At 69.7% G+C, this 25,036-nt stretch carries 22 protein-coding genes; 9 read left to right on the top strand and 13 right to left on the bottom strand.

The window, feature by feature from the left end:
* Positions 1-136: 136 nt before the first annotated feature.
* From ACFYPM_RS08425 to ACFYPM_RS08410, 4 genes are all read left to right on the top strand, one after another.
* Entirely contained in the window at positions 137-1,075 is a 939-nt protein-coding gene (locus ACFYPM_RS08425) for an ABC transporter permease (protein ID WP_387192591.1), read from the top strand.
* Positions 1,076-1,147: 72 nt separating this feature from the next.
* Positions 1,148-2,104, top strand: a complete 957-nt coding sequence (locus ACFYPM_RS08420; RefSeq protein WP_387192588.1) for an ABC transporter permease — start codon at positions 1,148-1,150, stop codon at positions 2,102-2,104.
* A 65-nt stretch (positions 2,105-2,169) separates the two neighbouring features.
* The gene (locus ACFYPM_RS08415; RefSeq protein ID WP_387192585.1) at positions 2,170-3,201 is read left to right on the top strand and encodes an ABC transporter ATP-binding protein; all 1,032 of its coding nucleotides are present in this window, start codon (positions 2,170-2,172) and stop codon (positions 3,199-3,201) included.
* Complete coding sequence (locus ACFYPM_RS08410; protein WP_387192582.1) at positions 3,182-4,219, top strand: ABC transporter ATP-binding protein; 1,038 nt, start codon at positions 3,182-3,184, stop codon at positions 4,217-4,219. The genes ACFYPM_RS08415 and ACFYPM_RS08410 overlap by 20 nt, the downstream gene beginning before the upstream one ends.
* 140 nt (positions 4,220-4,359) lie before the next feature.
* On the opposite strand, the gene purH is transcribed toward ACFYPM_RS08410, so the two are convergent.
* Complete coding sequence (purH, locus tag ACFYPM_RS08405) at positions 4,360-5,931, bottom strand: bifunctional phosphoribosylaminoimidazolecarboxamide formyltransferase/IMP cyclohydrolase (protein WP_387192579.1); 1,572 nt, start codon at positions 5,929-5,931, stop codon at positions 4,360-4,362.
* Complete coding sequence (purN, locus tag ACFYPM_RS08400) at positions 5,928-6,548, bottom strand: phosphoribosylglycinamide formyltransferase (protein WP_387192576.1); 621 nt, start codon at positions 6,546-6,548, stop codon at positions 5,928-5,930. Before purN ends, purH begins: the two co-directional genes overlap by 4 nt.
* Before the next feature lie 289 nt (positions 6,549-6,837).
* On the opposite strand from purN, the gene ACFYPM_RS08395 reads away from it, so the two are divergent.
* Positions 6,838-7,455 (top strand): DUF4190 domain-containing protein, encoded by a 618-nt coding sequence (locus tag ACFYPM_RS08395; RefSeq protein WP_387192573.1) that lies wholly within the window; start codon positions 6,838-6,840, stop codon positions 7,453-7,455.
* Between the two features lie 145 nt (positions 7,456-7,600).
* Here the strand turns inward: ACFYPM_RS08395 and ACFYPM_RS08390 are convergent, their stop codons facing one another.
* Entirely contained in the window at positions 7,601-8,890 is a 1,290-nt protein-coding gene (locus ACFYPM_RS08390; protein WP_387192569.1) for a DUF6350 family protein, read from the bottom strand.
* A gap of 198 nt (positions 8,891-9,088) precedes the next feature.
* Between ACFYPM_RS08390 and ACFYPM_RS08385 the strand changes: the two genes are divergently transcribed.
* The gene (locus tag ACFYPM_RS08385; protein ID WP_179780945.1) at positions 9,089-9,355 is read left to right on the top strand and encodes a DUF4190 domain-containing protein; all 267 of its coding nucleotides are present in this window, start codon (positions 9,089-9,091) and stop codon (positions 9,353-9,355) included.
* Between the two features lie 73 nt (positions 9,356-9,428).
* On the opposite strand, the gene sucD is transcribed toward ACFYPM_RS08385, so the two are convergent.
* The 3 genes from sucD to ACFYPM_RS08370 all read right to left on the bottom strand — a co-directional run bounded on the left by sucD (position 9,429) and on the right by ACFYPM_RS08370 (position 12,339).
* Positions 9,429-10,316 (bottom strand): succinate--CoA ligase subunit alpha, encoded by an 888-nt coding sequence (gene sucD / locus ACFYPM_RS08380; protein ID WP_357247041.1) that lies wholly within the window; start codon positions 10,314-10,316, stop codon positions 9,429-9,431.
* A gap of 2 nt (positions 10,317-10,318) precedes the next feature.
* The gene (sucC, locus tag ACFYPM_RS08375) at positions 10,319-11,497 is read right to left on the bottom strand and encodes an ADP-forming succinate--CoA ligase subunit beta (protein WP_387192565.1); all 1,179 of its coding nucleotides are present in this window, start codon (positions 11,495-11,497) and stop codon (positions 10,319-10,321) included.
* Positions 11,498-11,934: 437 nt separating this feature from the next.
* Positions 11,935-12,339: a cobalamin B12-binding domain-containing protein gene (locus tag ACFYPM_RS08370; RefSeq protein ID WP_387192562.1), complete on the bottom strand. Its 405-nt coding sequence runs from the start codon at positions 12,337-12,339 to the stop codon at positions 11,935-11,937.
* A gap of 455 nt (positions 12,340-12,794) precedes the next feature.
* On the opposite strand from ACFYPM_RS08370, the gene ACFYPM_RS08365 reads away from it, so the two are divergent.
* Both ACFYPM_RS08365 and ACFYPM_RS08360 read left to right on the top strand, forming a co-directional pair.
* On the top strand, positions 12,795-13,502 hold the full coding sequence (locus tag ACFYPM_RS08365; RefSeq protein WP_357247047.1) for a M23 family metallopeptidase: 708 nt from the start codon (positions 12,795-12,797) through the stop codon (positions 13,500-13,502).
* A 263-nt stretch (positions 13,503-13,765) separates the two neighbouring features.
* Positions 13,766-14,536, top strand: a complete 771-nt coding sequence (locus tag ACFYPM_RS08360; protein ID WP_387192558.1) for a M23 family metallopeptidase — start codon at positions 13,766-13,768, stop codon at positions 14,534-14,536.
* A 16-nt stretch (positions 14,537-14,552) separates the two neighbouring features.
* On the opposite strand, the gene ACFYPM_RS08355 is transcribed toward ACFYPM_RS08360, so the two are convergent.
* Positions 14,553-15,482: a hypothetical protein gene (locus tag ACFYPM_RS08355; RefSeq protein ID WP_387192555.1), complete on the bottom strand. Its 930-nt coding sequence runs from the start codon at positions 15,480-15,482 to the stop codon at positions 14,553-14,555.
* Between the two features lie 177 nt (positions 15,483-15,659).
* On the bottom strand, positions 15,660-18,065 hold the full coding sequence (gene pcrA, locus ACFYPM_RS08350) for a DNA helicase PcrA (RefSeq protein ID WP_357378002.1): 2,406 nt from the start codon (positions 18,063-18,065) through the stop codon (positions 15,660-15,662).
* A gap of 277 nt (positions 18,066-18,342) precedes the next feature.
* Here pcrA and ACFYPM_RS08345 point away from each other — a divergent pair, with 277 nt between their 5' ends.
* Positions 18,343-18,738 carry a chorismate mutase gene (locus ACFYPM_RS08345; RefSeq protein WP_387192552.1) on the top strand — a complete coding sequence of 132 codons (396 nt, stop codon included), beginning with the start codon at positions 18,343-18,345 and terminating at the stop codon, positions 18,736-18,738.
* A 114-nt stretch (positions 18,739-18,852) separates the two neighbouring features.
* Here ACFYPM_RS08345 and ACFYPM_RS08340 read toward each other — a convergent pair whose 3' ends face one another.
* The 5 genes from ACFYPM_RS08340 to ACFYPM_RS08320 all read right to left on the bottom strand — a co-directional run bounded on the left by ACFYPM_RS08340 (position 18,853) and on the right by ACFYPM_RS08320 (position 24,586).
* On the bottom strand, positions 18,853-19,866 hold the full coding sequence (locus ACFYPM_RS08340) for an ABC transporter ATP-binding protein (protein WP_387192549.1): 1,014 nt from the start codon (positions 19,864-19,866) through the stop codon (positions 18,853-18,855).
* Positions 19,859-20,887, bottom strand: coding sequence for an ABC transporter ATP-binding protein (locus ACFYPM_RS08335; RefSeq protein WP_387193401.1), 1,029 nt, complete (start codon positions 20,885-20,887; stop codon positions 19,859-19,861). The genes ACFYPM_RS08340 and ACFYPM_RS08335 overlap by 8 nt, the downstream gene beginning before the upstream one ends.
* Positions 20,888-20,912: 25 nt before the next feature.
* Positions 20,913-21,881 (bottom strand): ABC transporter permease, encoded by a 969-nt coding sequence (locus ACFYPM_RS08330; RefSeq protein ID WP_387192546.1) that lies wholly within the window; start codon positions 21,879-21,881, stop codon positions 20,913-20,915.
* Positions 21,874-22,800: an ABC transporter permease gene (locus ACFYPM_RS08325; protein WP_357247074.1), complete on the bottom strand. Its 927-nt coding sequence runs from the start codon at positions 22,798-22,800 to the stop codon at positions 21,874-21,876. Before ACFYPM_RS08325 ends, ACFYPM_RS08330 begins: the two co-directional genes overlap by 8 nt.
* A 148-nt stretch (positions 22,801-22,948) precedes the next feature.
* Complete coding sequence (locus ACFYPM_RS08320; RefSeq protein WP_387192542.1) at positions 22,949-24,586, bottom strand: ABC transporter substrate-binding protein; 1,638 nt, start codon at positions 24,584-24,586, stop codon at positions 22,949-22,951.
* Positions 24,587-25,036: the final 450 nt, after the last annotated feature.

The raw sequence follows: 25,036 nt of genomic DNA, 5'->3' as shown, positions 1-25,036 counted from the left end.
GGCCGGGTAGCAGGAGCGGCCCGGCGTCGGTGGTGCCGGCTTCCCCGGGCCGGACGGCACGTCTGGAGATATTTCGGGTACGACCAGAGATGCCGTCCTGCGACCCTTTCGCACATTTCCGGAGAGACTGCTAAGCATGTTCCGCTACATCTTGCGGCGCCTACTGCAGATGGTCCTGGCGTTCTTCGGGACCACCCTGATCGTCTACGCGCTGACATTCGCCGGGCAGGGCGACCCCATCCAGGCGCTCGCCGGTGAGCGGCCGGTGACGCCGGCCCAACGGGCGTACCTGACCGAGAGGTACCACCTGGACGCCACCGGCGTCGGCGGCTTCTTCTACCGCTACTTCGACTACGTGAAGAACCTGCTCCAGGGCGACCTGGGCGAGTCGCTCACCGGTCGGAACATCGGCGACATCCTCCAGCAGGCCTGGCCGGTCACCGTCCGGCTGGCGCTCATCGCGCTCGCTGTGGCGATCATCTTCGGGGTCACCGCCGGTGTGCTCGCCGGCATCCGCCGGGCCAGCATCTTCGACAACTCGACGCTGGTGCTCACCCTGCTGGTGCTGGGCATCCCGACCATCGTGCTGGCACCGCTGGCGCAGTACTTCCTGGGCGTCAGGTGGCAACTCTTCCCACCCACCGCCGGCTCCGACCCGACGTTCTACGCACTCCTCCTGCCGGGCATCGTGCTCGGCTCGCTGTCGCTGGCCACCGCGCTGCGGCTCACCCGGGCCTCGGTGGCGGAGAACCTGCGCGCCGACTACGTCCGGACCGCCCGGTCCAAGGGCCTGGTCAAGCGCCGCATCGTCGTCGTCCACGTGCTGCGCAACTCGCTCATCCCGGTGGTCACCTTCCTCGGTGTGGAACTGGGCAACCTGATGAGCGGCGCGATCATCACCGAGGGCGTCTTCAACATCCCCGGCGTGGGCTTCAACCTCTTCCGCGGCATCCGCACCGAGGACGGCCCCCTGGTGGTGGGCATCGTCAGCGTGCTCGTCGTGGTCTACCTGGTCTCGAACCTGGTGGTGGACGTCCTGTACGCCGTACTCGATCCGAGGATCCGCTATGAGTGAGCGCAGCGAACGAATCGTCAGGGCAGCGTGCCTGGGCTCGCATGCCCGCGCCGAGCGCAGCGAGGTGCGGGCATGAGTGACTTTGAGACTGTGGCGGCCAGCGAGAACCAGGCCGCGCGGCGTGGCCCCTCAGGTGAGCCGGGCACACCCAACCAGGTCGGCGCCGCGAACAAGCCCCGCAGCCTGGCCGGGGACGCCTGGCGCGATCTGCGCCGCAACCCGATCTTCTGGATCTCGCTGGCGCTTGTCGTGATCTTCACCCTGATGGCGCTGTTCCCCGGGGTGTTCACCGCCAACAACCCGAACGACTGCCTGCTCTCCCGGCAGCACGCCGGGCCGTCCGGCGGGGCCATTTTCGGGTACGACTTCCAGGGTTGCGACACGTACTCCCGGGCGGTCTACGGCACCCGCGCCTCGCTGCTGGTCGGTGCGCTCGCCGCGCTCGGCACCGGGATCATCGCGCTGGTGATCGGCATGCTCGCCGGCTACTTCGGCCGCTGGGTCGACGCGGTGCTGTCCCGGGTGATCGACGTGGTGCTCGGCATCCCGCTGCTGCTGGCCGCGATTGTGCTGCTCAAGCGGGTGTCCAGCGACAGCCAGTGGGCCCGGATCGGCGCTGTCGTCTTCGTGCTGGCCCTGCTCGGCTGGACCACCGCCGCCCGCGTGGTCCGGTCCTCGGTGATCACCGCCAAGGAGCAGGACTACGTCTCGGCGGCCCGGATGCTCGGCGCCGGCAACAGCCGGATCATGTGGCGGCACATCCTGCCGAACTCGCTGGCCCCGGTCATCGTTGTGCTGACCATCGCGCTGGGCTCGTTCATCGCGGCCGAGGCGACGCTGTCCTTCCTGGGCATCGGCCTGAAGGCCCCGACCATCTCGTGGGGTCAGGACATCGACACCGGCCGTATCCACATGCGGGAGGCGGCCACACCGCTGATCGTCCCGTCGGCATTCCTCGCGTTGACCGTGCTGGCGTTCATCATGCTCGGCGACGCGATCCGTGACGCCTTCGACCCGAAGCTGCGGTGACTCATGCGAGCGCGAGGAGTGAGTCAAGCGAGCCCCGCGGTCGCGAGCGAAAGGCAGGCACAGCCATGACCGTTCAACCGACGCCCGCCTCCGCCACGCCCGAGGGCGGCCACCTGCTGCAACTGCGGGACCTGCACGTCGAGTTCCGCACCAACGAGGGCGTCGCCCGGGTGATCAACGGCGTTTCCTACCACCTGGACGCCGGCGAGACGCTTGCCGTGCTCGGCGAGTCCGGCTCGGGCAAGTCCGTCACCGCCCAGGCGATCATGGGCATCCTGGACACCCCGCCGGCGTTCGTCCGCTCCGGGCAGATCCTCTACCAGGGTCAGGACCTGCTCACCCGCTCCGAGGAACAGCGCCGGCAGATCCGCGGCCAGGAGATCGCGATGATCTTCCAGGACGCGCTCTCCGCCCTGAACCCGGTGTTCCCGGTCGGCTGGCAGATCGGCGAGACGCTGCGTCAGCGCGCCGGCATGTCCCGGTCCGACGCCCGACGTCGCGCCATCGAGCTGATGGACCTCGTCAAGATCCCGGGGGCAGCCAAGCGGATCGGGGACTACCCGCACCAGTTCTCCGGCGGCATGCGGCAGCGCGTCATGATCGCCATGGCGCTGGCGTTGGACCCGAAGGTGCTGATCGCCGACGAGCCGACCACCGCGCTCGACGTGACGGTCCAGGCCCAGATCATGGACCTGCTGGCCGACCTGCGCCGGGAACGCAACATGGCGATGATCCTGATCACCCACGACCTGGGTGTGGTCGCCGGTGTCGCGGACCGGATCGCGGTCATGTACGCCGGCCGGATCGTCGAACACGCCGACGTCCGCTCGCTGTACAAGGCACCCGCCCACCCGTACACCAAGGGTTTGTTGGAGTCGATCCCGCGCCTCGACGTCCGCGGCGCGGAACTGTCGACGATCAAGGGGTTGCCGCCGAACCTGATGCGGATCCCGTCCGGCTGCCCGTTCCACCCCCGGTGCCCGTACGTCCAGCAGGTCTGCGTGGACGTCGTACCGCACGACCTGGTCCTCGGCGACGGCCGGACCAGCGCTTGCCACTTCGCGCAGGAGGTCCGTGATGACAGCGTCCCCCGCTAACCCCACGAAGGTCCGCGGCGAGACGATCCTCTCCGTCGACAACCTGGTGAAGCACTTCCCGATCACTCAGGGCGTTCTGTTCCAGCGGCAGATCGGCGCGGTCAAGGCCGTCGACGGGGTGAGCTTCGAGCTGCGTCGGGGCGAGACGCTGGGTGTGGTCGGTGAGTCCGGCTGCGGCAAGTCCACCCTCGCCCGACTGCTGATGCGGCTGGAGACGCCCACCTCCGGCCGGGCCACCCTGGAAGGTCGCGACCTGTTCAAGGCCTCCGGGGGCGAGCTGCGTCGGGTACGCCGCAACATGCAGATGGTGATGCAGGACCCGTACACGTCGCTGAACCCGCGGATGACCGTCGGCGACATCATCGGCGAGCCGTTCGAGATCCACACGGATGCCGCGCCGAAGGGCAGCAAGGCCAAGCGGGTCCAGGAGCTGCTCGACCTGGTCGGGCTCAACCCGGAGCACATCAACAGGTACCCGCACCAGTTCTCCGGCGGCCAGCGGCAGCGCATCGGCATCGCCCGCGCGCTCGCCCTGCGGCCCGAGGTGATCGTCTGTGACGAGCCGGTGTCGGCGCTGGACGTCTCCATCCAGGCTCAGGTGATCAACCTGCTGAAGCAGCTCCAGGACGAGTTGGGGCTCTCGTACATCTTCATCGCCCACGACCTGTCCGTGGTGCGGCACATCGCCGACCGGGTGGCGGTGATGTACCTCGGCCGGATCGTGGAGATCGGCACCGAGGACGAGATCTACGAGCGGGCCACCCACCCGTACACCCAGGCTCTGCTCTCTGCGGTGCCGGTGCCGGACCCGGAGGCCCGCGATCAGCGCAACATGATCCGGCTGGTCGGCGACGTGCCGAGCCCGGCCGACCCGCCGAGTGGATGCCACTTCCGGACGCGGTGCTGGAAGGCCCAGGACATCTGCGCCACCCAAGACCCGCAAACGGTCCCGAGAGCAGCCGACCCGCACCCGTCGGCCTGCCACTTCGCGGAACTCCGCCCAACCCTCCCGGCCTAACCCGACCGGCCGGACCGGCCTCGCCGGTCGCCGGTCGCCGGTCGCTGTTGATCATGGAGTTATTGCCGGTCCGACCGTGTCGGGACAACAACTCCATGATCAACGCTTGAGGCAGCCCGGCGGGGCCGGCGGGGGTGGGCTTAGTGGAAGAAGTGGCGGGTTCCCGTTAGGTACATCGTCACGTTCGCCTTTTTGGCCGCTTCGATGACCTCTTCGTCGCGGATGGAGCCTCCCGGCTGCACGATGGCGCGGACGCCGGCGTCGAGGAGGATCTGCGGGCCGTCGGCGAACGGGAAGAACGCGTCCGAGGCGGCGACCGAGCCCCGGGCCCGGTCGGCACCGGCACGGGTGACCGCGAGCTGCGCCGAGTCGACCCGGTTGACCTGACCCATGCCGACGCCGACAGTGGCGCCGTCCTTGGCGAGCAGGATCGCGTTGCTCTTCACTGCGCGGACCGCCCGCCAGGCGAACGCGAGGTCCCGCAACAGCTCCTCGTCGGCAGCCTCGCCGGTCGCCAACTGCCAGTTCGCCGGGTCGTCGCCGGGGGCGTTCACCCGGTCGGCGACCTGGGCCAGTACGCCTCCGGTCACCTGCCGCACCTCCACGAGCGCCGGGGTCCAGGCCGGCGCCCGCAGTAGCCGGATGTTCTTCTTGCCCTGCAGCACCTCGACCGCACCCTCGTCGAAGCCGGGCGCGACCACGACCTCGGTGAAGATGTCGGCGACCTGCCGGGCCAGCTCGACCGAGACCGGCCGGTTGACCGCGATCACCCCGCCGTACGCCGACACCGGGTCGCAGGCGTGCGCCTTACGGTGCGCCTCGGCCACGTCCGCGCCCACCGCGATGCCGCACGGGTTGGCGTGCTTGATGATCGCCACCGCCGGCTGGTCGGCGAAGTCGTTCGCGGCCCGCCAGGCGGCGTCCGCGTCGACGTAGTTGTTGTACGACATCTCCTTGCCGTGCAGCTGCTCGGCCTGGGCCAGCCCGGCGGGGGCGTCCGGGTCGGTGTAGAGAGCCGCCGGCTGGTGCGGGTTCTCGCCGTACCGCAGCGCGGTCGACTTGCGCAGCGCCAGCCCCGCGAACTGCGGCCAGGAGTCGTCGGCTGGCGCCAGCTCCTGGGCACACCACTGGGCCACCGCGACGTCGTACTCGGCGATGTCGGCGAACGCCCGGGCGGCCAGCGCCCGACGCTGGGCCAGGGTGAAGCCACCCTCGCTGAGCGCACCGAGCAGCGCCGGGTAACCGGCCGGGTCGGTGAGCACAGCGACCGAGGCGTGGTTCTTGGCGGCGGCCCGCACCATGGCCGGGCCACCGATGTCGATCTGCTCCACGCACTCCTCGACGCCGGCGCCGGACGCGACGGTCGCCTGGAACGGGTAGAGGTTGGAGACCAGCAGGTCGAACGCCGCCACCCCCAGCTCGTCGAGCTGCGCCACGTGCGTGTCCTTGCGTCTGTCGGCGAGGAGACCCGCGTGCACCTTGGGGTGCAGGGTCTTCACCCGACCATCGAGCACCTCGGGGAATCCGGTCACCGTCTCCACCGGCGTCACCGGCACCCCGGCGGCGGCGATGGTGCCCGCCGTGCTGCCGGTGGACACGATCTCCACGCCGGCCGCGTGCAGGGCCTGGGCCAGCTCGACCAGCCCGGTCTTGTCGTAGACGCTGACCAGCGCCCGCCTGATCGGGCGGCGCCCGTCCTGAGTGGGACTCACGGAACCGTGACCTTCCTTCCGGTGATGGTCCAGCCTTCGCGGACCAGGCGACCGACCTGCTCGACGAGCTGGCGCCGCTCGGCTTCCTTGATGCGCTCGGTGAGCGTGTCGACGTCGTCGTCGTCGAGCACCGGCACCGCGACCTGCGCGACGATCGGCCCGGTGTCCATGCCGGCGTCGACGAAGAAGAGGGTGGCCCCGGTGAGCTTCACGCCGTAGGCGAGGGCGTCCCGCGGACCGTGGATGCCGGGAAACGCCGGCAGCAGGGTGTTGTGGGTGTTCAGGTAGCGGTCACCGAAGGCGGCGAGGAAGTGCGGGCCGACCAGCTTGAGGAAGCCGGCGGAGATGACCAGGTCGGGTTGGTGCTTCGTGACGTGCGCGGTGAGCGCGGCGTCCCAGTCCTCCCGGGTGCCGTGGTCGCGGACCCGCTCGACGAAGGTCGGCACCCCGGCCGCGTCGGCCCGGTCCAGGCCCGCGATGCCGTCGCGGTCCGCGCCGACCGCGACGACCTGTGCGCCGTACGCGGGGTCGGCGGCGGCATCCAGCAGCGACTGAAGGTTGCTCCCGGAGCCGGAGATGAGGACGACGATGCGGGCGACAGGCGCGGGCTCGGTCACCGGGTCACCCTATCGGGCAGGTCAGGATGCCCCTCCGCTGGGCGGTGCGCCGATCTTCGACAGCGTCGACGTGCATCGACCCGGTACGCTGCCGCTCGCTCGGGCCGAACGTCCCGCCACCCGCGCCACGGCGCTGGCCCGACCCGCGGAGTTGAGCAAGAACTGCCTTTTCCTGCGCTTCGGGAAGAATGTCTACCGGTTGCCGCACTGGGCATCGGGAGGACTGAACGCGATCATGGATGGAAACACACAGCAGTAACTGACGGAACCAGTCCAAGGAGCTCTTCGAATGCAGCCCGGTAACCCCGGTCAGGACCCGTACGGCCAGCAGCCCAACCAGGACCCGACCGCACCCCCGCCGCCCGCCGCCCCGTACGGCCAGCAGCCCACCTCCGGCCAGCCTTACGGTCAGCAGGACCCGTACGGCGCACCGCAGCCCCCGTACGGCCAGCAGCCCACCTCCGGCCAGCCCTACGGTCAGCAGGACCCGTACGGCGCACCGCAGCCCCCGTACGGCCAGCAGCCCACCTCGGGCCAGCCGTACGGTCAGCCGCCGGCGTACCAGGACCCGTACGGCCAGCAGCAGCCCCAGTACGGCAGCGCCCCCGGGTACCCGAACGCCGGGTACCCGCAGGCGCAGGGGCAGAACAACACCCTCGGCCTGGTGTCGATGATCCTCGGTATCGCGGCGATCCCGCTGCTCTGCTGCTTCTCCCTGGGCATCCCGGTCGGCATCGCGGCAGTGGTCACCGGTTACCTCGCCCGGAAGAAGGTCGCCCAGGGCCAGGCCAGCAACGCCGGGCAGGCCAAGGCCGGCCTGATCTGCGGCGCGGTCGCCGTCGGGCTCGGCATCGTTGTGATCATCGTGTCCGTCGTGGCACAGGTGACGTTGCCCGGCCAGCCCTGACCAGGCTCGCTGTCGACGGGGCGCTCCGGATTCGTCCGGGGCGCCCCGCGCTCGTTCACCCGCACGAGGACGCGGCCGGGGCCTGGCCTCCCGGGCCGGGGCGCGGGTGAGCGCTCCTACTGGGCCGGGGCAGGGCTGAGCGCCCCTACTGGGCCGGGGCGCGGGTGAGCGCTCGGGTGGCCGCGGCACCGAGCAGTGCGCCGACCGCGATCACACCTGCCGCCACCGCTCCGACCTGCCAGCCCACCGGCCCGACCAGCGCCAGCCGGCCGGCGCCGAGCGACCCGCCGGACACCGCGGCGGCCACGCCGAGCAACACTCCGGCCACCGGCCCGGCCAGCGCCGCCGGCACCAGCACCTCGGCCCAGCGCTGCGGGGCCCGCTCCGGCCCGGCGAGTCGAGCCACCCGGCGGGCGAGCAACCAGCCGGCGACCATCCCGGCCAGCACGGGCACCGCGAGCAGGAGAGCGCCGAGACCGTCCACCGGACCTCGCGGCAGACCGGCGAGAAGTGGCACGGCCGGCAACGCGCCGACCGACACCTCGCTGGTGCGGACCGCGGTGTCGATGCCGACCGCGAAACCCGGCCCCAGCAGGTAGCTGGCCGACCAGATCGCCGCGTTCGGCGCGTACGCGGCGCTGACCAGGGTGATCCCGGCCTGCCCGGCGACCCCGGTCCGGTACGCGCCGATCATGTCGGCCGCGTCGCCGCCGCCGGTGGCCACCGCCAGGCCCGCCGCCCCGGCACCCGCGCCGAGCAGCAGCAGCCCGGCCACCAGACCACTGCGCACGCCGTCGCGCACCGGGGCTGGCACCCGGGTGACGAGCAGCCGGGTCACGGCGGTGACGCGGGTCGCGCCGACCAGCGCGGCGAGGGTGCCGACCGCCGCGAAGGTCACTCCGGCCCGGACCACTGACACATCCGGTCCGTTGGCGCCGATCAGCACCGCCGCGAGCGCGCCGAGCAGCGCGTACGCGATGCCGACCGAGCCCGCGGCGAGCAGCGCCCGTCGCGGCGAGCGGGTGTCGCGGGCGCCGATCGCGCGGCTGACGTGCACGCCGGCCCGGGTCAGCCGCCACAGCGCCAGCACGGTCAGCGCCAGCGGGGCGAGCCCCAGCGGACCGGACGCGGTGTGCAGCGGCACGCCGTGCCCGAGCAGCCACCCGGCCAGCGCGGTACGCAGGGTGTTGGTCAGAGTGCTGGAATCCGTGCCGAGTTGAACCAGGCCGAGCACGATGGCGACCGGCAGGTAGGAGGTGAGCGCGGCCCAGCAGGCGGCCACCCCGGCGGCGACGGGCAGCGGCGCACGCCCGCGTGGCGTCCCGCCCGAGTGGGGCGCGGGCACCCGTCGGGCCGGCGCGGCACGGTCGACCGGCCGGTCGTCGGCGCGCACACCGCCGGGACGGCTGGGACGGTCAGGGGTGACGGGGGACATCCGCTCTACTCTGGCACGTCGGGAAGGCGGTGGCAGTCCGTTAACCCGTCCGGAGGGCGACGAGTTGACCGAACCAGGGCCCCGGCGACCCGGTCCGGTCTAGCCTCGGCCAGAGGGGGCGCGAGTCGCCACCGCCCGGGTCGGGTCCGCCGGTCGCGGTCCGGCCGGCTCGCCGTCCACGACCGCCCGGAGGAAGCTGTGACGACGCCATACCCGCCACCCCCGCCCCCACCGGCCCGGGGACGGGACCGGACCACGCTCTGGGGTGTGCTGGGCATCGTGCTGGGGCTGATCTGCTGCGGCATCCTGGGCATCATCTTCGGCTACCTGTCGATCCGGGACGCCCGCCGGTACGGGCAGTCCCCGCTGCTGGGCTACCTCGCCATCGTGTTCGGCGTGATCAACATTATCGGCGGTGCGATCCTGCGGGCGACCGGCAACTACCCGTTCTGGAACAACGACTGACGAGCGAGGAACACGCGTACGCCGAAGGGGGTCGACCGTGACCGGTCGACCCCCTTCGCTGTGTCTGGCCGGCTCAGTTGCCGGACATGATCTCCCGCATCAGCTTGGCGGTCTCGGTCGGCGTCTTGCCGACCTTGACGCCGACCGCCTCAAGCGCCGCCTGCTTCGCCTCGGCGGTGCCGGCCGAGCCGGAGATGATCGCCCCGGCGTGACCCATGGTCTTGCCGGGCGGGGCGGTGAAGCCGGCGATGTAGCCGACCACCGGCTTGGTGACGTTCGCCTTGATGAACTCGGCGGCCCGCTCCTCGGCGTCGCCACCGATCTCACCGATCATCACGATGGCGTCGGTCTCCGGGTCGGCCTCGAACGCCGCCAGGGCGTCGATGTGGGTGGTCCCGATGATCGGGTCGCCGCCGATGCCGACGCAGGTGGAGAAGCCGATGTCGCGCAGCTCGTACATCATCTGGTAGGTCAGCGTGCCGCTCTTGCTGACCAGGCCGATCCGGCCGGAGCCGGTGATGTCGGCCGGGATGATGCCGGCGTTGGACGCGCCGGGCGAGGCGATGCCGGGGCAGTTCGGCCCGATGATCCGGGTCTGCTCACCCTTGGACACGTTGTACGCCCAGAAGGACGCGGTGTCGTGCACCGGAACGCCCTCGGTGATCACCACGGCCAGGCCGATCGCGGCGTCGATCGCCTCGACCACGGCGGCCTTGGTGAACTGCGGCGGCACGAAGATGACCGTGACGTCGGCCCCGGTCTCGGCCATCGCGTCCGCGACCGACGCGAAGACCGGCAGCTCGGTGCCATCGAAGTCGACGGTCTGGCCCGCCTTGCGCGGGTTGACGCCGCCCACCACGTTCGTGCCGGCGGCGAGCATCCGCCGGGTGTGCTTGGAACCCTCGGAACCGGTCATCCCCTGAACGATGACCTTCGAGTCCTTGGTCAGCCAGATAGCCATGATCAGACCCCCGCAGCTGCCAGCTCGGCGGCCCGCTCGGCCGCACCGTCCATGGTGTCCACCCGCTGCACGAGCGGGTTGTTCGCGCCGTCCAGGATCGCCCGGCCAGCCTCGGCGTTGTTGCCGTCGAGACGGACGACGAGCGGCTTGGTGACCTGCTCCCCGCGCTGCTCCAGCAGGGCCAGCGCCTGGATGATGCCGTTGGCGACCTCGTCGCAGGCGGTGATGCCGCCGAAGACGTTGACGAAGACGCTCTTCACGGCCGGGTCGGAGAGCACGATCTCCAGCCCGTTCGCCATCACCGCGGCGCTCGCGCCGCCGCCGATGTCGAGGAAGTTGGCCGGCTTGACGTTGCCGTGCCGCTCACCGGCGTACGCGACGACGTCGAGGGTCGACATGACCAGACCCGCGCCGTTGCCGATGATGCCGACCTCGCCGTCGAGCTTGACGTAGTTGAGGTCCTTGGCCTTGGCGGCCTGCTCCAGCGGGTCCACGGCGGCCTGGTCCACGAGCGCCTCGTGGTCCGGGTGCCGGAACCCGGCGTTCTCGTCCAGGCTGATCTTGGCATCGAGCAGCAGCATCCGGCCGTCGCCGTTCTTGGCGAGCGGGTTGACCTCGACCAGGGTGGCGTCCTCGGCGACGAACGCCTGCCACAGGCCGACGGCGATCTCGACCACCTGGTCGGCGACCTCGGCCGGGAAGCCGGCGGCGGTCACGATCTCGCGAGCCTTGGCCTCGTCCACGCCCTTGACGGCGTCGATCGGGGCCTTCACCACCTTGTCGGGGGTGTCGGCGGCGACCTGCTCGATGTCCATGCCGCCGGCCACGCTGGCGATGCAGAGGAAGGTGCGGTTCGCCCGGTCGAGCAGGTACGAGAAGTAGTACTCCTCGGCCACGTCCGCGGTCACCGTGATCATGACCTTGTGGACGGTGTGGCCCTTGATATCCATGCCGAGGATGTCGGTGGCACGGGCCACCGTCTCCTCGGCGCCCTCGGCCAGCTTGACGCCGCCGGCCTTACCGCGGCCACCGACCTTCACCTGCGCCTTGACGACCACGCGACCGCCGAGGCGGTCGGCGATCGCACGGGCCTCTTCCGGGGTAGTGGCGACGCCGCCGGCCAACACGGGCAAGCCGTGCCGCTCGAACAGGTCCCGCCCCTGGTACTCGTACAGGTCCACGATTGCGCGTCCCGTCCCGTCTCCGCGGCGCGCCGTCGCGCCGCCACCAGCGTTCAAAAACAGTTTGACGCCTGTCATCAGTTGAAACAGGCCATTGGCCGCAGCCTAGCGAGGTCGGCACCGCCGGCAACCGAGCGGGTGCGTGGTGTGCGGTAATGCACAACCGGACATCGGGAGCGGCCGGTTTCCGACCACGACCCGGTCCGCATCCACCGTCCGGGCGATGTTGCCCCGGTGGCGTAACCCGGCCGCGAGGGCGTCGTTGAGTCAGATGTCGGAGCGCTGAGCAGCGCAAAGACGGGATACGGCCGATGCCCTGTCGGTCGAGGGGTGGCGGCGGGGCATCGTGCATAGAGGGGCCGGACGTGTGAGGGGTGCGTCCGGCCCCTCCCCCGTGCCCAAATCCGGTCGCCGGAAGCCGACCGTCGCGGCGAGCCTCAGGAAACCGGCTGCGCGACGTTCTCTCGGACCCACTCGACGATCGCCTGAGTGGTGGCGCCCGGCGTGAAGATCTTCGCGACGCCCAGCTTTTCCAGCTCGGGAAGGTCGCCCTTCGGAATGATGCCGCCGCCGAACACGACGATGTCGCGGGCGTCCCGCTCGCCGAGCAGTTCCAGCACCCGCCGGAACAACGTCATGTGCGCGCCGGAGAGGACGGACAGGCCGACCGCGTCGGCGTCCTCCTGGATGGCGGTCTCCACGATCTGCTCAGGGGTCTGGTGCAGGCCGGTGTAGACGACCTCCATCCCAGCGTCGCGCAGTGCGCGCGCGACGACCTTCGCTCCCCGGTCGTGGCCGTCCAGACCGGGCTTGGCGACGACGACCCGAATTCGAGAGCTCATCAGCGCACACCTTTCACCGGCTTCACGGCCTTCACCTGAACGAACGGTAACCCGGCGGGCCTGGCCCGGGAAATCCGGGTTCCGCGCCCGGCAGGTGCCCGCCGCGACCGCTGCCGACCGGGAGTGGTCGCACCGAGGCTATCCGCGCCGCCCCGGCGTGGCCCGGCGCCGCCCGCAGTCAAGCCGGACGAGTCCGCCGGACCGGTCACGCTCGGCGACGAACGGGCAGCATCTGGGGCACCGTTCGGCGTCACGATGCATGACAATCACGGACGCAAACGGACAGATCGACACGCCAATTTCTCGCTCTAGCTTGTGACTCCTCTGGTGGTTGGCTAACGTGTCCACGGTTGTCATCAGGTCCATGGACGGGTGACGACGCGGTCAGCGGACGTTCATCGGAGCTTCACGAACGTCCATCGGCCGCTTCGGAACCCCGACAACGGAGGGTGTGCGTGCGCCAGCGCCTGTCGTCTGAGCCCGATCGATATCGCGGTCGTCGCCGCGTGCCCACCCCACCGCGTAGCCGTTACGCCGCTGTCGTCACCACCGCTTTCGTCGGGGCCGGCATCGTCGCACTCGGCGCCAGCGCCCTGCCGGACGCCAAGGACGTCAGCCCGAAGGTGCTCGACGAGCTCAAGCAGGCGTCGGTCACCAGCCAGGACGTGAAGGCCCGCGCCGACAACGCCGACCGCGCCTCGCGGGACAGCCGCAGCAAGGACAGCGCCGAGCCCGAGGTGTGGCTGCTGCCGCTTCAGGGCTACGACTTCAACTCCCCCTACGGGATGCGCTGGGGCAAGATGCACACCGGCGTCGACCTGGTCGCCGCCGAGGGCACGCCCTTTGTGGCGATCCATGACGGCCTGGTCACCAAGGCCGGCTGGTTCGGCGGGTACGGCAACGCCGTGATCGTTCAGCACGCCGACGGCAGCGAGGCCATCTACGGCCACTCCTCCGCGGTGAGCGTCAAGGAAGGCCAGCAGATCAAGGCGGGCGACCAGCTCGGCCTGGTCGGCCAGACGGGTCACGCCTACGGCACCCACCTGCACCTCGAGATCCATGTCAAGGGCAAGCCGATGGACCCGGTGCCGTTCCTGCAGGACCGCGGAGTGGACATCAAGCTGCAAGTCGAGGCAATTTACAGCGAGGTAGCCGGCTCCTGACGTTGCGTACCGACCGTTGACCGCCCGGATCTGTCGATCCGGGCGGTTTTTCGTTGGCCGATGTCTCCCAGGTCACACTGGAGATTGTGAGCGGCGACACTGGATCGCATGATCACTTTTCCGGTCGTAGCGCCGCAGAGCGGGTCATATCCGGGCAGGTGAGCCGCCCTCCACCGCCCGGCCCTCCGGTCCCCATCCCGCCTCCAACCCGGCCCGACACCAGTATTTCGAGGTCAAGTGCCCCTCGACTGTGAAGGTCCGCCGTGCAAGAAGACAGCCCCGTCCAGAACGAGAACACCCGCGACACCGCTCCCACCGGGCCGCCGGAACTCCCCCGTCGGCGCAACCGCCTCATCGTGCTCGGCGCCGCCGCTCTGCTCGCCCTCGGCCTCGGTGGCGTCGTCGTCGCCACCACCGGCACCGACCAGCCGGCACCCGCCGCCGTCTCCCTCGACGCGCAGTCCCGCAACGAGGCCGCCAGCCGGGCCGACCGCTCGACTCGCGAGTCGAGCACCCCGGACACTCTCTCGGTCAGCCCCACACCGACCCCGTCGGCGACCAGCGCCAGCCCGGCCCCCGCGAAGACGGCCGCCGCGAAGGCCAAGCCGAAGCCGAAGAAGACCACCAAGCCCACGCCCGCCTGGGTCAACCCGATGCCGGGAGCCGAGGTCACCTCCTGCTACGGGCAGCGCTGGGGCACCCTGCACGCCGGCATCGACCTGGCGCTGCCCTCCGGTACGCCGATCCGCGCCGCGGCCGCCGGCACCGTGACCCAGGCCGGTGACGCCTCCGACGGGTACGGCAACTCCGTCTTCATCGATCACGGCAACGGATACCTGACCCACTACGCCCACCAGAGCCGCATCGCGGTCACCGTGGGGCAGGCGGTCAAGGCCGGCCAGGTCATCGGCTACGAGGGCGCGACCGGCGACGCCACCGGCCCGCACCTGCACTTCGAGGTGCACCAGGGCATGTGGAACCAGATCGACCCGGCCCCGTTCATGCGCTCGCACGGCGTGGACCTGGGCTGCTGAGGCAGCGATCCATCGGTCAGCCCGTGCCGCTGGCGGTGGCGCCGCGCTCGGCTGCCTCGTAACGCCGCGCCACCTGGTGGAAGGCTTCCTTCGGCTCCCACCGGGACGGGTCATCGGACGGTATTCGCACCACGCCGAAGCCAGCCATGTCCAGGTCGCGACGCGGGTCCGGGTGGTGCGGGAAGTCCGGCATGACGAAGGTGAAGACGAAGCAGCCGTGGACACCGTGTGCGGCGTAGAGGTCGATGAGTTCGGCCAGGTACGCAGCCTGGGTGGATTCGTCGCGTACGTGTCCGTCCCTGACCTGGGGCGGTTGGGCGAACCAGTTCACGATCCGGAACGAGCCGGGCCCGCGGCGCTCGGCACCGAGGTGGGCGCCGCATCCGAACTCGGTGATGACCACCGGTTTATCCGCCTCGTGCAGCAGGGCGCGCAGCCGTTGCTGGTAGGCGGCGGGGTCGGGGCCGAAACGGTAGAGGTTGACGCCGACGAGGTCGAAGCCGGACCAGTCGACCTTCTCCCAGAAGCCCGCGGCGTAGGTGACCGGCCCGTGGAACGCGGCGCGGGCGACGGGCAGGGCGGCGCCGAGCAGAGCGTTGAGCTTGCGGGTGATCCGGCGGTCGAAGAAGCGTCGCCACCGCACCAGCACCTGCAGCCGGATGAAGACACGGGGTCCCGGGACCATCCCCGGGGAGGTGAGGGAGAACTCGCTGCCGACCAGCAGCGTGACTCGACCCGGGTGTTCGACGCGTAGTTCCTCGGCCGCGGTGGCCGTCGCCGTGAGATGGGCCAGAACCTCGCGGCGCGGGCGGTCGGCGACATACGGCCGGATGTAGACATCGAGCCCGACGTCCAGGGCGCTCCGCGCCGCTTCCATCTGCGCCCCGGTATCGGTGCCAATCACCATCACCGTCGTGCAGTGCAGGGTCTCGCGGATGGCATGCATGTCCCGGCGCACCGCCTCGCCGGAGCTATGGCCAGCGATGTATGAGATACCTCTGATCTCCAGGGTCACGCTGTCCACTATCCGGCCCGGAAGCGGCGCTGGCCACGTCCGGGGAGCGAAATAGACCTTGGTTCACGTCCGTATACCTTCGGCGCTGCGACGACCCAGCCGGGTGGGTCAGAGCTTGTCGACCGGGGCGTGCCGGAGCACCAGCCACATCGTCTGGTCGCCGAAGTCGATCTGCGCGCGGGCACCCGGGCCGTGCCCCTCGACGGCGAGCACCCGCCCCAACCCGTACCGCTGGTGATTGACCCGGTCGCCGGCCGATACCTTCGGCCCCTGCGGCAACTCACTGGCCGTGGTCAGCCGGCTGGCGTCCACGCCGAGCCGCTGCGCCAACTGGGCCGCCTTCGGCGTACCCCCGGTGAAGTTGCCACGCGCGCCGGGCGCGCGGTCCGCGCGGCCACCGACGCCGCCGCCCCCGCCGGCCCACGAGGTGTACGACCCCTCGGTGCGCTCCCAGTGCACCAGCTCGGTCGGCAACTCCTCCAGGAACCGCGACGGCGGGTTGTAGGACGGCTGCCCCCAGGCCGAGCGGGTCACCGCGCGGGACAGGTAGAGCCGCTGTCGGGCGCGGGTGATGCCGACGTACGCCAGCCGGCGCTCCTCCTCCAACTCGCGGGTGTCGCCCAGCGAGCGCAGGTGGGGGAAGACGCCGTCCTCCAGCCCGGTCAGGAAGACGACCGGGAACTCCAGCCCTTTAGCGGTGTGCAGCGTCATCAGGGTGACCACGCCCTGGTGGTCGGGGTCGTCGGAGGGGATCTGGTCGGCGTCGGCGACCAGCGCCACCTGCTCCAGGAAGCCGGCCAGGGTGGCCCGCTCTCCCTCCTCGCCCTGCGACTCGATCCGCTCGGTGTACTCCCGGGCGACGCTCACCAACTCCTGGAGGTTGTCCACCCGACCGGCGTCCTGCGGATCCAGGCTCTCCTCCAGCTCGGTGAGGTAGCCCGAGCGGGTCAGCAGCGCCTCCAGCACCTCCTCCGGGGTGCCGGTCTCGGACAGCTCGCGGGCGCCGTCGAGCAGCGCCACGAAGTCGGCGATGCCGTTGGCCGCCCGGCTGGAGATCCCCGGCGCCTCCCGGGCCCGGCGCAACGCCGCGCCGAACGAGATCCGGTCCCGGCTGGAGAGCGCCTCGACACACGCCTCGGCGCGGTCGCCGATCCCCCGGCGTGGGGTGTTGAGGACCCGCCGCAGGCTCACCGTGTCGTCGTCGTTGACCACCGAACGCAGGTACGCCAGTGCGTCGCGGACCTCCTTGCGCTCGTAGAAGCGCACCCCGCCGACCACCTTGTAGGGCAGGCCGATGCGGATGAACACCTCTTCGAACACGCGGGACTGGGCGTTGGTGCGGTAGAAGACCGCGACGTCGCCGGGGCGTGTCTCGTCGGCGTCGACCAGCCGGTCGATCTCCCGGGCCACCCAGTCGGCCTCGGCGTGCTCGGTGTCGGCCACGTAGCCGACGATCTGCTCACCGGCGCCGGCCTCGCTCCACAGCCGCTTGGGCTTGCGGGATGTGTTGCGGTCGATCACCGCGTTGGCCGCGTTGAGGATGGTCTGGGTGGAGCGGTAGTTCTGCTCCAGCAGGATCGTTCGCGCGTCGGTGTAGTCCCGCTCGAACTCCAGGATGTTGCGGATCGTCGCGCCCCGGAACGCGTAGATCGACTGGTCGGCGTCGCCGACCACGCACAGCTCGGCCGGCTCCACCCCCTCGGTGCCGGAGACCAGCTCCTTGATCAGGATGTACTGGGCGTGGTTGGTGTCCTGGTATTCGTCCACCAGCACGTGCCGGAAGCGCCGACGGTAGCTCTCCGCGACGTGCGGGTGGGACTGGAGCAGGTGCACCGTGGTCATGATCAGGTCGTCGAAGTCCAGTGCGTGCGCCTCACGCAGCCGGCGCTGGTAGAGCGTGTACGCCTCGGCGAGCGCCCGCTCGTTGGGGCCGGTGGCCCGTGCCGCGAACTGCTCCGGATCGACCAGTTCGTTCTTGAGGTTGGAGACCTGGGCCGCCAGCCCTCGCGCCGGGTAGCGCTTCGGGTCAAGGTCCAACTCGCGGGTCACCAACTGCATCAGCCGGCGGGAGTCGTCCGCGTCGTAGATCGAGAACGTCGACTTGAGGCCGGCGTGCTCGTGCTCGGCACGCAGGATCCGCACGCAGGCCGAGTGGAACGTCGACACCCACATCAGGCGCGCCCGCGGACCGACGAGCGCGGCGACGCGCTCCTTCATCTCGCCGGCGGCCTTGTTGGTGAAGGTGATCGCGATGATCTCACCGGGGTGCACGTCCCGTGCGGCGAGCAGGTAGGCGATCCGGTGCGTGAGCACCCGGGTCTTGCCGGATCCGGCGCCGGCCACGATCAGCAGCGGCGAGCCGGCGTGGCTGACGGCGTCGCGCTGAGGCCCGTTGAGCCCGGCGAGCAACTGCTGCGGATCGAGGCGCGCGGGGGCCGGCCCGGGTCGGTGCGGGCGGGCCGGCGCGGACTCCGGCGCAGGCGGGGACGCGGGAATGTCGAAGAGAGGATGCATCGCCCGACAAGTCTATGCCGCCGGTCGGACACTCCCCCGACCGCTGGGCCGCGGCGCGGGCAAGGGGCCCTGGACGCTTGCGCAGCCGCGGCCGGCGCCGGCATACTCGTCAGCGTGATCGCTGCGCGTTACCACTTTTACTATGGCACCGGGAGTCCGGCTGCCGTAGGTCGCGCCTGATCAATTCTGACCTGCAAAAAGCCCCGGGCTCCTGGAGTCCGGGGCTTTTTCCGTCCCGGGTTCCGGGCACCGGGCACCACAGTGCGAGAGGTACCCGATGATGGCAGACGTGATGGAGCAGAGCGGCGGCCCGGCCCGGCCCGAGGCGGAGCAACAGGTGCCGAACGGGACCGAGGCGACAGTGCCCACGTCGGCGGCGGTCGACAACGCCACGCCGGTCGAGGCACGGACTGGCACCGAGGAACCAACCGCCTCGGCGCGGATCGTGCAGATCAGGGAGCGGATCGACGAGATCGACAATGCCATGATCGCGCTCTGGCAGGAGCGGGCCGCCCTGTCCCAGGAGGTCGGTGCGACCCGGATGGCGTCCGGCGGCACGCGCCTGGTGCTCTCCCGGGAGCGGAAGATCCTGGAACGGTTCCGCGTCGCGCTCGGTGCCGACGGCACCCAGTTGGCCCTGCTGCTGCTCCGCGCCGGCCGCGGCCCCCTCTGAGCCCGATGGCGGTGGGTGCGCCCGAGCCGGCCGGGAAGCGCTCTGGCCGGGTCACCGGCAGACGAAACCGCCTGCCGTCGTCGTGGTGGACGTCGGCAGGCGGTTTCGGGTGACTCAGGCCTCGTGGGTGGCGACGATCTCGCGCCGCTCCGCGAAGTGGCAGGCGCTCGGATGGTCCGAGTCCCGCCGGATCTCCAGCAGCGGGACCTGCTCGGCGCAGACGGCCTGCGCCTTCCAGCAGCGGGTCCGGAACCGGCAGCCCGAGGGCGGGCTGATCGGCGACGGCACGTCCCCCGTGAGCCGGATGATCGTCTTGTTGTTCCGCTGCGTCGGGTCCGGCACCGGCACCGCGGAGAGCAGAGCCTGGGTGTACGGGTGGGTCGGCCGCTCGTAGATCTCGTCCTCGGTGCCGATCTCGACGATCTTGCCGAGGTACATCACCGCGACCCGGTCCGAGAGGTGGCGGACCACGGACAGGTCGTGCGCGATGAAGACGTACGAGAGGCCCAACTCGCCCTGCAACCGCTCCAGCAGGTTCATCACCTGAGCCTGGATGGAGACGTCCAGCGCCGACACCGGCTCGTCACAGACGATGATCTCGGGCCGCAGCGCGAGCGCACGGGCGATGCCGATGCGCTGACGCTGACCGCCGGAGAACTGGTGCGGGTACCTGTTGATGTGCTCGGGGCTGAGCCCGACCAGTTCGAGCAGCTCCCTGACCTTGGCCCGACGGCTGCCCTTCGGCGCCACCTCCGGGTGGATCTCGAACGGCTCGCCGAGCAGGTCGCCGACTGTCATCCGCGGGTTCAGCGAGGTGTACGGGTCCTGCATCACCAGCTGGATCTGCCGGCGCAGGCGTCGCAGCGCCCCACCGGAGAGCTTGGAGATGTCCTGGCCCTTGTAGACCACGTTGCCGGCGGTCGGCTTCTCCAGGTTCATCAGCACCCGGGCCAGCGTCGACTTGCCGCAACCGGACTCGCCGACCACACCGAGCGTCTCGCCAGCGCGCAGACCGAACGAGACCCCGTCGACCGCCTTGACCTGACCGACGGTCTTCTTGAACACCACACCCTGCGTCACGGGGTAGTGCTTGACCAGGTCCTTGACCTCAAGGATGTTCTCAGACACGGTTCACCAGCTCCTCGGCGAAGTGGCAGGCGCTGGCCCGGGCGGGGCCGATCTGCAGCAGCGGCGGGATGTTCTCCCGGCACACCGGCTGAGCCATCGGGCACCGCGGGTTGAACGGGCAGCCCGGCGGGATGTTCATCAGGTTCGGCGGGAGGCCCTTGATCGTCCGGAGCTGCTGCCCCTTCTCGTCGAGGCGCGGGATCGAGTCGATCAAACCCAACGTGTACGGGTGCGCCGGCTTGGCGTACAGCTCGTACACGTCGGCTTCCTCGACGATCCGGCCCGCGTACATGACCGCGATCCGGTCCGCGACGTCGGCGACCACGCCGAGGTCGTGGGTGATCAGGATCATGCCCATTTGCCGCTCACGCTGGAGCTCGGCGAGCAGGTCCATGATCTGGGCCTGCACGGTCACGTCGAGCGCGGTGGTCGGCTCGTCCGCGATCAGCACCTCCGGGTCGAGCGCCAGCGACATCGCGATCATCGCGCGCTGCCGCATACCACCGGAGAACTGGTGTGGGTAGTTGTTGAACCGGTCCTTGGCGTTCGGGATCTTGACCTGGTCGAGCATCTCGATCGCGCGCTTCTTGGCCTCGGCGCGACCCATGCCCCGCCGGACCCGGAACTGCTCGGCGACCTGGAACCCGACGGTGAAGACGGGGTTCAGCGCAGAGAGCGCGTCCTGGAAGATCATCGCGATGCCCTCGCCGCGGATGCGGCGACGCTCCTCGTCGGACATGCGGAGCATGTCCTTGCCGTGGAAGCGAACCTGACCGCCGGTGACGAAGCCGGGCGGCGTGTCGAGGATGCCCATGATGGTCTGCGCGGTGACGCTCTTGCCGGAGCCGGACTCGCCGAGCACGGCGAGGGTCTCCCCCGCGTCGACGTGGTACGTGACTCCGTTGATGACCTTTGCGACGCCGTCCCGGGTGCGAAACTCCACCCGCAGGTCGTCGACCTCGAGCAGCCGGCCAGAGGGACGTCCGGACCCGCCGGATCCCGGCGCGGACTGCTCGGACACGAGAATGTCGGACACTGGATCTCCCCTAGCGGAGTTTCGGATCGAGGGCCTCGCGGACCGCCTCACCGAGCATCACGAAGCTCAGCACTGCGGCGACGAGGAACGCGGCGGGGAAGAACACCAGCCCCGGCGCGACCCGGATGAAATCCTTGCCCTCGCTGATCATGATGCCCCAGGACACCACCGGCGACTTCAGACCGACACCCAGGAACGACAGGGTGGCCTCGGCGCCGATGAACGAGCCGACCATGATCGTGCCGTAGACCAGCAGCGGAGCCAGGCAGTTCGGGAGCAGGTGCTTGAGGATGATCCGGCCGCTGCCGGCACCCAGCGCGCGGGCCGCGACGATGTAGTCGGCGTCCCTGGTGGCGAGCACCGACGAGCGCATCAACCGCATCACGACCGGCCAGCTCAACACGATCAGCGAAATGATCACGAGGGCCATGATCTGGGCCTTGCTGTTGCCGGAACCCGAGCCGTTGAACGTGGTCAGGATGACGATCGCGCCGAGCACGAACGGCACACCGAAGAACACGTCGCCGATCCGGCTCAGCAGCCCGTCCACCCAGCCACCGCGGTAACCGGAGATGATGCCCATCGCTCCGCCGACGAGCAGGGTGCCGATCACCGAGAGCATGGCCACGATGATGGACGCCCGCGCGCCGTAGATGACCCGGGCGTAGACGTCCCGGCCCTGCACGTCGTAGCCGAACCAGCCATTGGCGGACGGCTTGTCGAGGCTGCGGGACAGCGATCCGTTGACCGCGTCACCCGGGGCGAACAGCGCCGGGAAGGCCGCCATCAGCAGGAAGAACACGATCAGCGTGGCCGAGACCCAGAACAGCGGCTTACGCCGGAGGTCGCGCCAGGCGTCACCCAGCAGGCCACGCGGCTTCTCGTTGCTCTGCGGCGCGCCCGCGGTGGCGGGAGCGGGAGAGTCGGTCGGGTACGCGCCAGGGGTGCTGACGATCGATGCGGTACTCGGGTCACTCATAGCGGATCCTTGGGTCCAGGGCGGCGTAGAGCAGGTCAACCAGCAGGTTCATCACGAGATAGACCAGCACCAGGACGACCACGATCCCTACCACTGTGGCGCTCTCTTTGGTGATGATCGCGCGGTAGACCTCGCGGCCGATGCCGTTGATGCCGAAGATCCCCTCGGTGATGATCGCGCCGCCCATCAGGGCACCGAGGTCGGTGCCGAGCAGGGTGACCACCGGGATGAGCGAGTTGCGCAGCAGGTGCACCCCGACAACCCGGCGCATCGGCAGGCCCTTGGCGATGGCGGTGCGCACGTAGTCGGCACGGCGGTTCTCCGCGATGCTCGTTCGTGCCACCCGCGCGATGTACGCCACCGACGCGCTGCCGAGCACGAAGCCCGGCACGATCAGCTCGGACCACCGCATCTCGGAGGAGACGGTCGGCTTGATGATGCCCCACTGCACGCCCAGCAGCCACTGCAGCACGAAGCCGACCACGAACACCGGCAGCGCGAGCAGGAAGAGCGTGGAGACCAGCACCAGGTTGTCCAGGAAACCGTTGCGGCGCAGACCGGTCAGGACGCCGGCGCCGAGGCCGATCACGGCCTCGATGGCGAGCGCGACCAGGGCCAGCTTCAGCGTGTTGGGGTACGCCGTGGCGATGATGCCGCCGATGTCGCGCTGCGAGAAGGTCTGACCGAAGTCACCCTGGAGCAGGTTCTTCATGTAGTTGAAGTACTGCACGAAGACGTTCTGGTCCAGGTGGTACTTCTCGGTCATGAACGCCACGTACTGGTCCGGGCAACGGCGCTCGCCGCACTTACCGGCGAAGGGGTCGCCCGGTACGGCCCAGACGAGGGCATAGATCAGGAACGTCGAGCCGATGAAGACCGGCACGAGTTGGAGCAGCCGTCTCAACAGATAACGGCCCATGGGGTGGTCCTCCAGACAGGGGGCGCGTCGGACGGCCGACACGGTGGTGACAACGTGCGAGTGGAGTGCTGTAACACCCAATCGCGGAACTGCCCCGGGTCGGGCTCACCGGATGTGGCGAGCCCGACCCGGGGTCAGACCGAACGGATCAGAGCTCGACCGAGGTGATGTCGAGTTCGCCGACGTTGTTCAGCTCGAGCTTCTTGATCTTCTCCGAGTGGCCGGACTGCTGGCCGTAGAAGTAGATCGGGATGCTCGGGACGTCCTGGTCGATCTTCTCGACGGCCTTGGTGAACGCCTCGTGCGAGGCCTCCAGGCTCGGCGCTGCACTGGCCTGCTTGGCCAGGGCGTCGACCTCGGGGTTGCTGTACAGGCCGTCGTTCGAGGAGCCACCCGTGACGTACAGCGGGTTGATCCAGTTCTCGACGTCCGGGTAGTCCTGCTGCCAGGCAGCGCGGTACGGGCCCTTCATCGTGTGGGCGTTGACGTTCTGGCGGAAGACCGCGAAGGTCGGCACGCCCTCAGCCCGAGCCTCGATGCCGAGGTTGGTCTTGACCTGCTGCGCAACCGCGTCCATCCAGTCCTTGTGGCTGGAGTCCGAGTTGTAGTAGAAGACCATCTCGCCGGTGAAGCCGCCGGCCTCGGTCAGCAGCTGCTTCGCCGTGGTCGCGTCGAACTTGCAGGCGGTGCAGTTACCCGGCTTGGCGCCCGGGGTCAGCGGGTTCGCCCAGCTGTCGGCCGGCTTACGGGTGCCGAAGAAGATCTTGTCCGAGATCTCCTGCCGGTTGATCGACAGCGACACGGCCCGACGCAGCTTCGGGTTCTGGAAACGCTTGTCGTACAGCGGGAACGCGATGAGCGCGGTCGTCGGCGTGACGGTGTTGCGGCCCCGGGGGCCGAGGTCGGTCTTCCACTTGTCGCCGGCGAGCGCCGAGGTGGGCAGCGACTCCAGGAAGTCCAGGTTGTTGGAGAGCACGTCGGCGTAGGCGGCCGTCTCGTCCTGGTACAGCTTGACGTCGACGTCCTTGATCTTCATCTTGTCGCGAAGATCGTAGTCGTCGAAGCGCGTCAGCTTGATGAGGGAGTTGTCCGCCCACGACACGAACTTGACCGGGCCGTTGCCGATCGGGTTCTTGCCGAACTCGTCGGGCTTCTGCGTGAAGAACTTGTCCGGCAGCGGCATGAAGGCGCTGTAGCCGAGCTTGGTCGGGAAGACCGCGGTCGGCGCCGACAGGGTGACCTCGAAGGTCTGCTCGTCGACGACCTTCAGGCCGGACAGCTTCTCAGCCGTCGGCGCCGGGGCCTTCTTCGGGCCGTCCGCGCCATCCGGGTCACTGGTGTAGGTCTGCTCGAAACCCTGGATGTCAGAGAAGAAGCTGCCGTTCTGCGCGCCGTTCGGCGAGTAGGCGGCCCAGTTCCAGGCGTCGACGAAGTTCTTCGCCTTCACCTCGGTCCCGTCGTGGAACTTCGTACCCTTCTTGATCTTGATCGTGAAGACCTTGGAGTCCGTGGTGTTGATGGACTCCGCCAGCGCGTTACGCGGGGCGCCACCGTCGTTCGGGTACTCGACCAGGCCGGTGAAGAGCCAGTCGATGATCTTGCCACCGCCGGTCTCCGTGGTGTTCGACGGGACCAGCGGGTTCTCCGGCTGGACACCGTGGATGACAATCGCGCCGTCGCCGCTGGCGGCGGTCTCGCCGTCACCGCCGCTCGAGCAACCGCTCGCGACTAGCGCGGCAGCCGCGCTGAGCGCGATCGCGCTCGTCGCCCGCTTCGAGACTCTCATTCCGAGGGGCCTCCTCTTTCTAACCAGGTTCCGTCGTGGGTTTCACGCACGTTTTGGGGGTGACACCGCCCGACCACCCCGGGGCGCGGGTCGCCGGGACCACAGGGAAGTTGGGGACACCCCTGATGTTCCGATCCGCCGGGCTCCCCCACCAACGAGGCGCGACACGACGCGGAGGGCACGGCCACGAGCCGCCGCGAAGGGCGGGGACATGGTCATGGGCCGTACGGAGTGCCACACACCGATGGTGAGGTGCTGCCACTGTGACACCAACTGGCCTCTTCCGTGAAGGTGCCGTTATCAAGCCGTTAGTTGCCCGCCACGTTGCCGATACTTGAAAAATGATCATAAAACGGTCGGCGGAGGTAGCACTGAGCAGGAAATACGTTGCGCCACCCGCAGAAGTGGTCCCGGCCCGCGCGCAGCCTCCGGGCCCACCTCTGCCCGTTA

It is taken from the genome of Micromonospora sp. NPDC005203 (assembly GCF_042872705.1).
In the GTDB taxonomy this organism is placed as follows: domain Bacteria; phylum Actinomycetota; class Actinomycetes; order Mycobacteriales; family Micromonosporaceae; genus Micromonospora.
The sequence above is the reverse complement of the archived record's forward strand: the minus strand, read 5'-3'. Positions and strand labels throughout refer to the sequence as shown.